Origin of the sequence: Streptomyces sp. W16 (assembly GCF_033194735.1) — a bacterium.
GTDB lineage: Bacteria > Actinomycetota > Actinomycetes > Streptomycetales > Streptomycetaceae > Streptomyces.
The window spans coordinates 1-12,530 of sequence record NZ_JAWOAI010000290.1 but is presented as its reverse complement, the minus strand read 5'-3'; the positions used below and the strand labels follow the sequence as shown (position 1 = coordinate 12,530).

Annotated in this window: 11 protein-coding genes and 1 tRNA gene; 8 read left to right on the top strand and 4 right to left on the bottom strand. The window is 72.1% G+C overall.

What is annotated here, in order from left to right; all coding sequences use genetic code 11:
• Positions 1 to 82: 82 nt before the first annotated feature.
• The 5 genes from R6V09_RS31745 (at position 83) to R6V09_RS31725 (ending at position 4,571) form a co-directional block, all read left to right on the top strand.
• Positions 83 to 1,681, top strand: coding sequence for a hypothetical protein (locus R6V09_RS31745; protein ID WP_317884904.1), 1,599 nt, complete (start codon positions 83 to 85; stop codon positions 1,679 to 1,681).
• A complete protein-coding gene (locus R6V09_RS31740) occupies positions 1,678 to 3,018 on the top strand; it encodes an AAA domain-containing protein (RefSeq protein WP_317884903.1) in 1,341 nt (446 codons plus the stop codon). Before R6V09_RS31745 ends, R6V09_RS31740 begins: the two co-directional genes overlap by 4 nt.
• 354 nt (positions 3,019 to 3,372) lie before the next feature.
• A complete protein-coding gene (locus R6V09_RS31735; protein WP_317884902.1) occupies positions 3,373 to 3,744 on the top strand; it encodes a hypothetical protein in 372 nt (123 codons plus the stop codon).
• A 148-nt stretch (positions 3,745 to 3,892) separates the two neighbouring features.
• Positions 3,893 to 4,507, top strand: coding sequence for a bifunctional DNA primase/polymerase (locus R6V09_RS31730; RefSeq protein WP_317884901.1), 615 nt, complete (start codon positions 3,893 to 3,895; stop codon positions 4,505 to 4,507).
• A tRNA-Lys gene (locus R6V09_RS31725) sits at positions 4,498 to 4,571 on the top strand. Before R6V09_RS31730 ends, R6V09_RS31725 begins: the two co-directional genes overlap by 10 nt.
• Positions 4,572 to 4,622: 51 nt before the next feature.
• On the opposite strand, the gene R6V09_RS31720 is transcribed toward R6V09_RS31725, so the two are convergent.
• Positions 4,623 to 5,939 carry a M6 family metalloprotease domain-containing protein gene (locus tag R6V09_RS31720; protein WP_317884900.1) on the bottom strand — a complete coding sequence of 439 codons (1,317 nt, stop codon included), beginning with the start codon at positions 5,937 to 5,939 and terminating at the stop codon, positions 4,623 to 4,625.
• A 375-nt stretch (positions 5,940 to 6,314) separates the two neighbouring features.
• Between R6V09_RS31720 and R6V09_RS31715 the strand changes: the two genes are divergently transcribed.
• Positions 6,315 to 8,144, top strand: coding sequence for a putative bifunctional diguanylate cyclase/phosphodiesterase (locus R6V09_RS31715; RefSeq protein ID WP_317884899.1), 1,830 nt, complete (start codon positions 6,315 to 6,317; stop codon positions 8,142 to 8,144).
• Here R6V09_RS31715 and R6V09_RS31710 read toward each other — a convergent pair.
• The 3 genes from R6V09_RS31710 to R6V09_RS31700 all read right to left on the bottom strand — a co-directional run bounded on the left by R6V09_RS31710 (position 8,132) and on the right by R6V09_RS31700 (position 10,860).
• On the bottom strand, positions 8,132 to 9,253 hold the full coding sequence (locus tag R6V09_RS31710) for an LLM class flavin-dependent oxidoreductase (protein ID WP_317884898.1): 1,122 nt from the start codon (positions 9,251 to 9,253) through the stop codon (positions 8,132 to 8,134). The genes R6V09_RS31715 and R6V09_RS31710 overlap by 13 nt on opposite strands.
• Positions 9,254 to 9,343: 90 nt before the next feature.
• Positions 9,344 to 10,078, bottom strand: a complete 735-nt coding sequence (locus tag R6V09_RS31705; protein WP_317884897.1) for a maleate cis-trans isomerase family protein — start codon at positions 10,076 to 10,078, stop codon at positions 9,344 to 9,346.
• Positions 10,075 to 10,860: a maleate cis-trans isomerase family protein gene (locus R6V09_RS31700; RefSeq protein WP_317884896.1), complete on the bottom strand. Its 786-nt coding sequence runs from the start codon at positions 10,858 to 10,860 to the stop codon at positions 10,075 to 10,077. The genes R6V09_RS31705 and R6V09_RS31700 overlap by 4 nt, the downstream gene beginning before the upstream one ends.
• A 148-nt stretch (positions 10,861 to 11,008) precedes the next feature.
• Between R6V09_RS31700 and R6V09_RS31695 the strand changes: the two genes are divergently transcribed.
• Positions 11,009 to 11,971, top strand: coding sequence for a D-2-hydroxyacid dehydrogenase (locus tag R6V09_RS31695; RefSeq protein WP_317884895.1), 963 nt, complete (start codon positions 11,009 to 11,011; stop codon positions 11,969 to 11,971).
• 22 nt (positions 11,972 to 11,993) lie between these two features.
• Positions 11,994 to 12,530 (top strand): amidase family protein (locus R6V09_RS31690; RefSeq protein WP_317884894.1); only part of this gene is annotated, 537 nt, incomplete at its 3' end.

The window sequence follows — 12,530 nt, the reverse complement described above, 5'->3', positions numbered from 1 at the left end:
TGCGGGCCGAGGCGCTCGCGCCCCACCTGGAGCACGCGGAAACCCGGCAGGGAGTCCTGGACGAGCGGCAGGAGGGGGCCGCATGTCTCTGATCTCAACACTCGCCCGCCTGGAGGCCGTTCGCACCGGCCGCGCCCAGCCCTCCGCGACCGTCCGCCACCGGCACCTCTCCGAGCACCCCCTCGTCCTGGTGCCGCTCACCACCGCCGGTGAGGCCGGCGCGCCCCTCGGTGCGCTCGTCGGCACGGACCGGGACGCGCCGCGGCTGCTCGTCGTACCGCAGCCGCGCGACCGCGACCTCAGGTTCGCGTTCCTGGCCGAACTGGCGGACGTGGTCCTGCCGTACATCGACACGTTCGCGGACGACGTGGAGGCCGCCGAGCGCAACGAGACCGATCCGGAGACCGGCAAGCGGGTCAAGGTCGAGGTCGAACTGTGCGCGGACGCCCCGCAGTTGATCGTGCCGAGCCGCGCGGGCATCGAGCTGGTCCGGCTGCTCGGCCGCTCGATGCGCTTTCGCCGTACGGCCGAGCAGGACCCGGAGACCCCGCATCCCGCGCCCCCGCACGTGCCGTTGGTCGGGCGCTGGCTGACCCACTTCGGGGAGCGGGCCCGGGTGCCCGGTTCGGCGCTGCTGCTCGCGCTCACCGAGGTGCTCGGCCGGCACTGGGCGGCCGGTCAGTCCAGCCTGGAGGACCAGCACCTGGGCGCGCTGCTCGCCTGGATCGACCCGCCGGACGGTGTCTCCGGTGCCGAGGCCGCGCTCGACGCGGAGCTACGGCGGGACGCGCAGGGCCAGTTGGTGTGCCCGCCGGCGGGCCCGGCCACCGACCCGGCGTTCGACAACAAGCTGCTCGCCCCCGCCATCGAGCGCTACGACCGCGCCCGTACCGCCCTCGCCGCTGCCGAGGACGGCCTGGAGGCCGACGACCGGCTCGGTGAACTCACCGCCGCCGAGCGGGAGATCAGGGCCCTCGTCGAGAGCGTCACCCGCCCCACCTGGGACGCGGTGTGGCACGGGCTCGATCTGCTGCGGGCGCTGCCCGAGGGTACGCACGCCGTCGACCGGTGGACCCGCGACCGCTGGTCCTTCACCGGTCACCGCGACCGGATCGTGGCCGGTGAGCCCCCGCAGCCGCGCCGCGACGACGCGGTCACGGCGGCCAACAAGCTGGCCACGCGCGAGCGCGAACAGGCCCGCCTGGACGCCCAGGAGGCCCTGGACGACCCGCTGGTGATGGCCGGGCGGCGGCTCGCCGGGGAGGCGTTCGCGGGCGAGGTCACGGATGTCCTCATGGCGTACAGCGAGGGCAAGAGCCCCCGCCCGCGCCCGCTGGTGACCGTGCGCACGGACGACCGGCCGCATCTCGGGGAGCGGGCGAAGGTGTTCCGGTCACTGGGCGGCAAGCCGCAGTCCGCGGAGTTCGTGGGCCACGAGGAGGAAGGTGCCCTCATCGTCCTCCGGGTCGTCGACAAGATGGGGCGCGGCAAGGAGCCGGAGACCGGTTCCGTGCCGGAGAAGGGCGACCGGCTCTGCTTCACACTCTTCGAACACGAGCAGCGCGGCGGCGCGAAACTCCCCGACCAGGAGGAGACACCGTGGACGCACGGCGGGCCGCCGGGCGAGGAGAGTGCCGTGCAGGAGTCCGCCGACCCGGTGACCGAGGAGGACGTCCTGTGACCCCGGACACGACTTTCGACCCCGGTGCCGAGGCCGGCCGCGCCACCGACGCGATCCTGCGCGACACCCTGCACGGCACCGCGCGCGGCGTCGTCGTCGACTCCCCGCCCGGCGCAGGCAAGTCCACCCTCGTCGTCCGCGCGGCGCTCGAACTGGCCGACGCCGGGCGGCCGTTGATGGTGGTCGCGCAGACCAACGCCCAGGTCGACGACCTCGTCGTCCGGCTTGCCGAGAAGAACGGCGAGTTGCTGGTCGGCCGCCTCCACAGCAGTGACGCGGACCCGTACGACAAGGCGCTGGACGACCTGCCGAACGTACGGAAGTCGGCGAAGGCGGGTGAGCTGGCCGGGCTCCCGGTCGTCATCTCGACGGCGGCCAAGTGGGCGCACGTCAAAGTCGACGAGCCGTGGCGGCACGCGATCGTCGACGAGGCGTACCAGATGCGCTCGGACTCGCTGCTGGCCGTGGCCGGGCTGTTCGAGCGGGCGCTGTTCGTGGGCGACCCGGGGCAGTTGGACCCGTTCGCGATCGTCGGCGCGGAGCAGTGGGCGGGCCTGTCGTACGACCCCTCGGCCTCGGCCGTGACCACACTCCTCGCGCACAATCCCGAACTGCCGCAGCACCGCCTGCCGGTGTCGTGGCGGCTCCCTGCCTCGGCGGCCCCGCTCGTCTCGAACGCGTTCTACCCGTACACCCGTTTCCGCAGCGGCACGGACCACGGTGACCGGCGGCTCAACTTCGGTGTCCCGTCGGACGGTTCGGGCCCGGACCGGGTGATCGACGAGGCTGCCGAGTCGGGCTGGGGCCTGCTCGAACTCCCCGCCCGCCACACGCCCCGCACGGACCCGGAGGCGGTGCGGGCGGTGGCGACGGTCGTACGACGCCTGCTGGACCGGGGTGGCGCGGCCACATCGGAGCGCTCGCCCGACCCCACCCCCCTGACCGCCGACCGGATCGCGGTCGGCACCGCGCACCGGGACCAGGCGGCGGCGGTCCGCGCGGCGCTGGCGGAACTGGGCGTCACGGACGTGACGGTGGACACGGCGAACCGGCTCCAGGGGCGGGAGTTCGACGTCACGGTGGTCCTCCACCCCCTCTCCGGCCGCCCCGACGCCACCGCCTTCCACCTGGAGACGGGCCGCCTCTGCGTCCTGGCCTCCCGGCACCGGCACGCGTGCATCGTGGTCTGCCGGGCGGGGGTGAGCGAGTTGCTGGACGATCATCCGTCGACGGAGCCGGTGCAGCTGGGGGTGACGGTGAAGTTCCCGGACGGGTGGGAGGCGAACCACGCGGTGCTGGCGCACCTGGCGGAACACCGGGTGGTCTGGAGACCGTGAACCGGCGTTCCGGCGCCGGGCCGGCGAGCGCCCGGCCGCCCTGCCGCCGGACGGAGTCCGGCACGCCGCCGGAGGCGGCCAATGGATACAGCCCGGACGGGTGGGAGGCCAATCACGCCGTGCTCGCGCATCTGGCAGAACACCGGGTGGTGTGGAGACCCTGACGGCTGGGAAGCCAATCACGCGGTGCGATCTCGGATCGCGCCTCGGGGAACATCGCGGGATCCGGGAGGCTTGAGAGTCCCGGGACCGTGCCCCGGTGGTATGCCCGGGGCCTCTTGCGCGGTCGGGAGACAATGGACGGTGGTCCGGCTCGTGAGGCGGGTCATCCGTGACGTACGAGGAGGAGAAGACATGGCGGAGCACACGCCGCGTCGCAACGAATCGCGGCTACGCCCCGCGCCCCTGCTCTTCGAGCCCGCGCAGGCGGCCGAGGACCCGGAGCACTTCTTCGACCTGGAGTCGATCGACGACCCCCGCGCGCTGCTGGCGCGGGCGACGGAGCTGACGCACGCGTTCCGCGCCGCGACGGACCGCGCGGTGGAGTTCCAGGCGATCGCGGCGGCGCAGCTCGCCGACCCGCGCCGCTTCGACCGGCTGACGCCGGCGGACATCGCCGAGCGGGCCGGGTGGACCGAGGACTACGCGAAGAAGATGGTCGAGTTCGGGCGGGATCTGCTGCGCGGCACCGAGGGGCGGGACAGCGGGGGCGCCGACCCGGTGTGACCCGAGGGACGAGGGGGTTTTCGGCATAGCTTTTGGCATAACTTTTGGCATATGCCCGGCGGGCAAGATACTCCCTCCCGCCCCCTCCTGTCCCGATTTCGGGCAACTCTCGGAGAGCGGGCGCTCACGGCCGGTAGATCTGTTCGCCATGAGCAGCGCACAGGACGAACCCTTCGCCGACCGCTTCGACATCTCGGGCGTGACACCGGACGGTGCCGCCTGGCTCGCCTCGGCAGGAACGTATCCGCGTAGCACGCTCGCCCTGTGGCGGGAGCGGCCGGACGCCCCGGTCGTCCTGCCCTGCGGCTCCGCCTTCGACGTGGTGAGCGCTCCGGCGATCTTCGGCCGCCGTATGGTCGACCGTTTATGGGACGAGGGTCCCGGCTCCGGGCCGGTCGCGACGTACCGGGGCCGGATGCTCCTGTTCGCCACCCCCGGGACGGCTCAGCGGCTGCCCTCGCTGCTGGGCTGGGAGGAGTGGGGCGCGGATGCCCCGGATTGCGGTCGCATGGGGTCGGTCCCGCCGCTGCTGTGCCACGGCAAGGGCGATGCGGTCACGGTCCCGGCGCTGGTCGGCGCGGCCGATCCCGCGCCGTTCGACTCCCGCTGGCTGGTCGCTCCCGACACGCGCCGCCCCTGGCTCCCCGGCGCGGAAATCCTGCTCTGGGCGGCCGTGCGCGCCGCCCGCGCGACCGTGCGCATATCGATTTTTCCTCCCGCCGATCAGGATGCTAAGGTCTACGACGTCAGCAGGCGCCGCTAGCTCAGTTGGTTAGAGCAGCTGACTCTTAATCAGCGGGTCCGGGGTTCGAGTCCCTGGCGGCGCACCTGTGAAGGGCCCTTCGCGAGAGCGAGGGGCCCTTTGGCGTACCCGGTACTCAGGGCCTGTCCCCCGGCGTGATCGTCACCGTCCAGGCCCCCGAATCCGTCCGCCCCTCCACCGCCACCCGTACGTTGTCGCCGGGCACGGTGAAGTTCTCGCCGAGGGCGACCGGGGCGTCGGCGAGGGGTGGGTAGACCGAGGTCTCCCAGCAGGCCTCGGTGCGGGGATGGGTGTCGACGACCTCGATCGGGCCGCTTCCGGAGGCCGCGCCGCCGCGTACCCGGTAGACGAGGATGCCCTGTTTGCAGGCCGTGCTGTCGTTGCCGACGGGGCTGCGGGCCTCGAAGGCGAGCGCGCTGTCGGTGCCGGTCCGCACCACGGCCAGTTTGACGCCGAGGCCGAGTCCGAACGCGGGCGATCCGGCATTGCCTGCCGTCGGGGGCTCTGCGGCCAGGGGTTCCAGGGTCAGCCGGGTCGGCCCCGGCCCCCGTACGCACACCACCTGGCGCGGATCCAGCCAGCCCAGCTTCCACTTGTGCCAGGCGAACAGGTCGGGGGCGAGGCCGAACTGGCTGCCCATCAGGTCCCAGTCGCCGACATAGGTGTCCCAGTCGCCCTTGCCGTCCACCGGCCGGTGGTAGAGGTCCGGCAGGTCGAAGACATGGCCCGTCTCGTGGGCGAGGACCAGTCGGTCCGGCGGGTGCTTCTCGAAGACCGTGACGACCCGCCGGATGTCCGTGCCGTCGGCCCGCAGCGGGGTGTCCAGGTTGACGACCTTCGTCGCGTCCGAGTCCACCCCGGGCGCGTCCGGATCGGCCACGAAGTAGACGACGTCGTAGCGCGCGAAGTCGACCCGCGGGTCGGCGGCGGCGAGCGCGTCGCGGAGATACGCGGCGCGGTTCACCGGGTTCCAGTCGCGCTGTATGGCGTACGACGTCGACGGCTTCGGCATGCGGATCCAGTTCCGCAGCGGGTGCGGGCGGAGCGTGAACCTGCCGTAGGAGGCGCGTTCGTAGAAGCGGGTGGTGGCCGGGAAGTGGTCGGCGGCCAGTTCGGCGGGGGTGGTCCGCGGGGTCGCGTCGGGGAAGGAGAGGAAGATCATCACCGCGTCGAGCGGGCGGACGGGTCGCGGGTAGGCGGCGTTCCAGGTGTCCAGGCCCTCGGAGTGATGGGCGTCGGTGCGCTTGAGGGCGCAGGGGGTGCCCGAGAAGGGCTCGGCGACCGACTGGCTGGACATGATGGAGGTCGCGGCGAGCGCGGACATCGTGGTGAACACGGCCGCGGTGCTGCGCAGTCGGGGGCGCGTCCGCCACTGGCTGAGCCCCTTGAGCGCCGTACGGGAGAGCCCCTTGAGGGGGAGCTGACACGGCACGTTGGACCTCCGGGAGCGGTTCGCGGGACACCGACACCCAGCCTGTGATGGTTTGTTGGGGTATGCCTTGTTTATCTGCACCAGAAGAGTGAGGGGGCCGCCCGGGACGGCTGAGACACGCCCGGGCCGACATCCGGAAACACTCACGGAACGTCACATGTGGTCGGCCATTTGGCGAACCCGTCCAGGTGCGGGCGGAATCGATCTGCCGGAACGGGCCGTTGTTCCGGGACACTGGGAAGTGGCTGGAAGGGCCGGGGGCCAACCTCTATGATCGGCACACTTTCCTGCACGGACACGGCACGGCGGCCTCCCACCCGGTCGGCCATCCCGACGAGACCCATCCGAAGATCGAGTGCACTGCGGGAGCGAGCGGTGAGCGGAACGTCCGAAGGGCCGGCACCCGCGGCAGACCTCATCCGGCCGGCCGTAACAGAGAGTAATGGCCAGGCATCGCCTGGTGTCAGTTTTCCCGCGGACGGCCGTCTCGGGTCCGCCTTCTCCGCGTCCCCCCTGGCGATGGCCGTCGTGGACCGCGAGGGGCTGGTCGTGAGCGCCAACGACACGTTCGGCGCGCTGCTCGGCAAGGGCGGTGCCGCGCTCGCCGGGCTGGTCGCGGCCGATCTGGTGGACCTGAGGTCGGACGCCCGCACCTGGCACGCCTACCGCGAGGTGCTGCGCGGCCGGCAGGCCAAGCTGAGCCGCACCCGCCGGGTCAAGCACCCCGACGGGCACTCCCTGTGGGTGCAGGTGACCGCGGCACCGCTGCCGGCCGCGGAGCACGGCGTACTGCTGTCACTCACCGACATCAGCGACCGCCGTGAACTCCAGGCGCGGCTACGGCACTTGGAGATGCACGACCCGGTGACCCGGCTGCCCAACCGGACCCTGTTCTTCGAACGGCTCTCGGCCGCGCTGGAGGCGGAGTCGTACGAGCAGGGCGGCACCGGGCGGATCGGCCTGTGCTATCTGGACCTGGACGGCTTCAAGGCGGTCAACGACACCCTCGGCCACCGGGTCGGCGACCGGCTGCTGGCCGCCGTGGCGGAGCGGCTGACGCGGTGCGCGGACGAGGCGGGCCTTGCCCGGGCCACCGTCCCGCTGGTGGCGCGGCTCGGCGGCGACGAGTTCGCGCTGCTCGTCGAGGACTCCACCGGCACCGACCAACTGGCCGATCTCGCCGAGTCGGTGCTCAAGGCGCTGCAGGCGCCCTTCGACCTGTCCGGGCAGCGGCTGTCGCTGTCGGCGTCGATCGGTGTGGTCGAGCGGCAGGCGGCCGGTACGACGGCCACCGGTCTGATGCAGGCCGCCGACACCACGCTGTACTGGGCGAAGGCCGACGGCAAGTCCCGCTGGACGCTGTTCGATCCGGAGCGCAACGCCCACCGCATGACCCGCCAGGCCCTCGCCTCCACCCTCCGCCCGGCCATCGAGCGCGGTGAATTCACCCTGGAATACCAGCCGTTGGTGGGCATGGAGAACGGACGGCTGCGCGGGGTCGAGGCGTTGGTCCGCTGGAATCACCCGCAGTTCGGCATGCTGACGCCGAATCGGTTCATCGGACTGGCCGAGGAGGACGGCTCGATCGTGCAGCTCGGCCGCTGGGTGCTGGTCACCGCCTGCCGCCAGGCCCGCCGTTGGCAGCTCGACCACCCGGACGAGCCGCCGATCTTCGTGAGCGTCAACGTGGCCGTACGCCAGGTGTGGGACTCGGATCTGGTCGCGGATGTGGCGGAGGTCCTCGCCGAGACCGGACTCGCCCCGCATCTGCTGCAGTTGGAGCTGACCGAGTCCGCGGTGATGGGCTCGGCGGGCCGGCCGTTGCAGGCGCTCCAGGCCCTCAGCGACATGGGTGTGCACATCGCCATCGACGACTTCGGCACCGGCTACTCGAACCTGGCGTACCTGAGCCGACTCCCGGTCTCCGTCCTGAAGTTGGACGGGTCCTTCGTCCGGGGCTTCCAGTACGAAGGGGAGGGCGTCCCGCCGAACCCGGCCGACGAGGTCATCGTCGAGGCGATGATCCAACTCGCCCACCGGCTGGGCCTGTCGGTGACCGCGGAGTGCGTGGAGACCTCTTCACAGGCCGCCCGGCTGCGCCGGATCGGCTGTGACACCGGACAGGGGTGGCTGTACTCCCGCCCGGTGGCGCCGGATCGTATCTCCGAGCTGCTGGGGACGAAGGCCTGCAATCAGGCTTCCTGATCGGCCGTCAACCCATAGGCGTCGGCGATCAGTTCGTACGAGCGCAGGCGAAGGTCCGCGTTGTGGGCGTGGGACGTGAGCATCAACTCGTCGGCGCCCGTGCGCTTTTGCAGGTCGTCGAGGCCGGTGCGGACCTCGTCGACCGTGCCGTGGATGACGTTGGCGTTCCAGGAGGTGATGAACTCCCGCTCCATGGGGCTGAATTCGTACGCCTCGGCCTCCTCCGGGGTGGGCACCAGGCCGGGACGGCCGGTGCGCAGCCGGACCATGTTGAGGGCCGCGGCCAGTACCTGGCGGCGGGCCTCCTTCTCGTCCTCGGTGGCGAGGGCGGAGACACCGATCAGGGCGTACGGCGCGTCCAGCACCGCGCTCGGCCGGAACGACTCGCGGTAGAGGTCGAGCGCCGGGACGGTGTTCTGCGCCGAGAAGTGGTGCGCGAAGGCGAAGGGCAGGCCGAGCATGCCGGCCAGGCGGGCGCTGAAGCCGGAGGAGCCGAGGAGCCAGATCGGCGGGCGGTGCGGGGACTGGACGCCGCCGGGCGAGGTCGACTGGATCGGGCCGGGGACCGCGTGGATACGGGCGTAGGGGTGGCCGTCCGGGAAGTCGTCGTCCAAGAAGCGGGTGAGTTCGGCGAGTTGCTCGGGGAAGTCGTCGGCGCCCTCGTTCAGGCGGTCGGTGCGGCGCAGGGCTGCGGCGGTGGCGCCGTCGGTGCCGGGGGCGCGGCCGAGGCCGAGGTCGACGCGGTTCGGGGCGAGCGCCTCCAGGGTGCCGAACTGCTCCGCGATGACGAGCGGGGCGTGGTTCGGGAGCATGACGCCGCCCGAGCCGAGGCGGATGCGGTCCGTGTGGGCGGCGAGGTGGGCCAGGATCACGGCGGGCGAGGAGGAGGCGACGCCCGGCATCGAGTGGTGCTCGGCGACCCAGTAGCGGTGGAAGCCGCGGGACTCGGCGAGCTCGGCGATCCGCACGCTGGTACGGAGCGCGTCCGTGGCGGTGCGGCCGGCGCCCACGGTCACCAGGTCCAGTACGGAGAGGGGGACGGGGGCGCTGCCCTGCGCCGTACCCCGGATCTCGTCGGTCGCGCTCCGGACCTCGTCGTCTGCCGCCACGGTGGGTGCCTCCTGTTGTGAGCTGTGCGGTGTCTGCCCGGGCTAACAGGAGGCTGTCTCCGGTTTATTCCCGGAACCCGGCCGGGCGGCTCAGCCGACCTGCACGAGCGGCTCCCTCGTGAACAGCGCGCCCAGGGCCGGCGCGTTGACCCTGCGGTCCGCCAGCCGCAGCGCCTCCCACACCGTGACCTGGTTGGCCGTGAGGACCGGCTTGCCCAACTCCTTCTCCAGGTCGGCGAGATGGCCTGCGGTGTGCAGGGCCGTGTCCGGCAGGAGGACCGCCTCGATGTCCGGGCCGTCGACTGACCGGGCCAGTGCCAGCACCTCGTCCCGGCCCCAGGTGCCGACCTCGGCGGCAGTGATGATGCCGGAGGCGCGCACCACGGCCGGTTCCACTCCCCCGGCCCGCAGGAAGTCCGCGAAGAGCGCCGCCACGTCGTCCGGATACGTCGCTCCTACGGCCACCCGTCGCACCCCCAGCTCCTTCGCCGCATACACGAAGGCGAAGGACGTCGACGACGTCGGCAGGCCGGCCGCCCGGGCCAGGCCGCGCACCTGGTCGTGGGCGCCCTCCCAGCCGTAGACGAAGCTGCCGCTGGTGCAGGCCCAGACCACCGCCTCGGCGCCGGACATGCGCAGCGCCTCGACGCCCGCCGTGAGGCGTTCGGGGGAGCCCATCTCCAGGAGCGCGTCCACGCGGTGTGCGTCCTCGCCGATGTCCGTGTGGACGAGGTCGAGGCGGATGTCGCTGCCGAGGAGCTGTTCGATGCGCGGGTAGTCGTCCTCGGCGGAGTGGCCCGGGTAGAGGAATCCGAGTGCGGTCATGACCAGCCTTCCTGGCGTTCTTCCGGCAGTACCGGCCCCCGGTGGCGCGCCGACTCGTCCAGCAGCGCCTGATAGGGGCCCACGGCACGGGTACCCAGTCGGCGGAGGGCTGCCCACATCGTGACCTGGTTGGCGGATATGACCGGTATGCGGAGTTCTGCCTCCAGCTGGGGGATCACGTCGTACGTCGGGAGATTGGTGCAGCTGATGAAGAGCGCGTCGGCCGCGCCCCGGACGGCCTGGCGGGCCATGTCCACGACGTCTCGGTACGGCACCTTCCAGATGTGCCTGGTCAGGCCCATGAAGGCGCGGCCGGTGACCTCGACGCCAGCCTCGGCGAGGTAGTCCTCCAGGGACTGGGTGACGGACACCGTGTACGGCGTGACCAGGGCGATACGGCGGGCGCCCAGTTCGGTCAGGGCGTCGAGGAGGGCGCCCGAGGTGGTCAGGGACGGGACCTCGCCGGCCCGGGTCATCGCCTCGCACATCGCGCGTTCCCCGGCGATCCCGCCGACGAAGCTCCCGGAGGTGCAGGCGTACGCGACGACCTCGGGGGCGATCGCGTTGAGCGTGCGGACCGCGTCGTGCAGGGTCTCGTGCTCGCTGACCAGGCGGGCCAGGTCGAGGCTCACCTCGACGGGCACGAACGGCGTCCGCGTGAGGTGCAGCGAGATGTCGTCGGGGACCCAGCGCCACAACTCGCGGTCCAGCGCGAAGTCGAAGGGGGCGACGACACCGACACCGCGCTGCGGGCGGGGTCCGCCCAGGAAGGAAACGTGCATGGCTACACCGGCCTCACCAAGAGAAACGGGGTGACAACGGTCCGTGCGGGCGTCCGTGTTGACGAAGGTAGGTTCGAGTGCGAGCGTGGTCAATCCGCGCATGTCAGACGGCCGCACCCCGGTTGTTTCCCGCGAGAAACGGCTCCGTATGACCGCAACTCCCGCTGCCCCGCCCACCCTTCTCGTCCTGGACGCCGACCCGCTCCCCCGCCTCGGAAAGCTCACCGGCCGCGTACGCGTGAAGCACGCCGACGCGTCGACACTCGCGGATCAACTGCCGTCCGCCGACGTCCTGTTGGTGTGGGACTTCGCCTCACGCGCGGTGCGCTCCGCCTGGCCGGGTGAGGGTCCGCGCCCGCGCTGGGTGCACACCGCCGGCGCCGGGGTGGACCACCTGATGTGCCCCGAACTCGCCGACTCCGACACGGTGGTGACGAACGCGCGCGGCGTCTTCGACGACCCGATCGCCGAGTACGTCGCCGCCCTCGTCCTCGCGATGGCCAAGGACCTGCCGAGGACACTGGACCTCCAGCGCGAGCGGACCTGGCGGCACCGCGAGGCACAGCGGGTGGCCGGGACCCGTGCCTGTGTGGTCGGCTCCGGGCCGATCGGGCGGGCGATCGTCCGCGTTCTCAAGGCACTTGGCGTGACGACGGCGCTGGTCGGCCGCACCCCGCGCACCGGTATCCACGGCCCCGGCGAGCTCGACCGGCTGATGGCCCGCGCCGACTGGGTGATCTCGGCGGCCCCGCTGACCGACGAGACGCGGGGCATGTTCGACGCCCGCCGGTTCGGCTGTATGCAGCCCTCGGCCCGTTTCATCAACGTGGGCCGGGGCCAGCTCCTCGTGGAGGACGCGCTCGCGGAGGCGCTCACCAAGCACTGGATCGCGGGCGCCGCGCTGGACGTCTTCGAGACCGAACCCCTCACCCCCGACAGCCCGTTGTGGCAGGTCCCGGGGCTGATCGTCTCCCCGCACATGAGCGGCGACACGGTCGGCTGGCGGGACGAACTCGGCGCGCAGTTCGTGGAGTTGTATGAGCGCTGGGCGGCGGGCAAGCCACTGCGGAACGTGGTCGACAAGAAGCGTGGGTACGTACCGGGGCACTGAACTCCCCACTCTGGAGGGCCGGATGACGACCGAACTCACCGAGCTGACCGCCGTGGAACTCCTGGACGGCTACCGCAGGCGGGAGTTCAGTCCCGTGGAGGCGACCCGCGCGATCCTCGACCGGGCGGAGGAGATCCAGCCCGTCGTGAACGCGTTCGTACGGCTGGACGCGGAGGGCGCGTTGGCGCGGGCGGCCGAGTCGGCGGAGCGCTGGCGGCGCGGCGAGCCGGCCGGGCTGGTGGACGGCGTCCCGGTCACCGTGAAGGACATCCTGGTGCAGCGCGGCGCCCCGACCCTGCGCGGCTCCAAAACCATTGCGGAGCAGGGCAGTTGGGAAGAGGACGCGCCCTCGGTGGCCCGACTCCGCGAACACGGCGCGGTGTTCATCGGCAAGACCACGACCCCGGAGTTCGGCTGGAAGGGCGTGACGGACTCACCGCTGTCCGGCATCACCCGCAACCCGCACGACCCCTCGCGCACGGCGGGTGGCTCAAGTGGCGGGAGCGCGGCGGCGGTTGCCCTCGGCGCGGGCCCGTTGTCGCTGGGCACGGACGGCGGC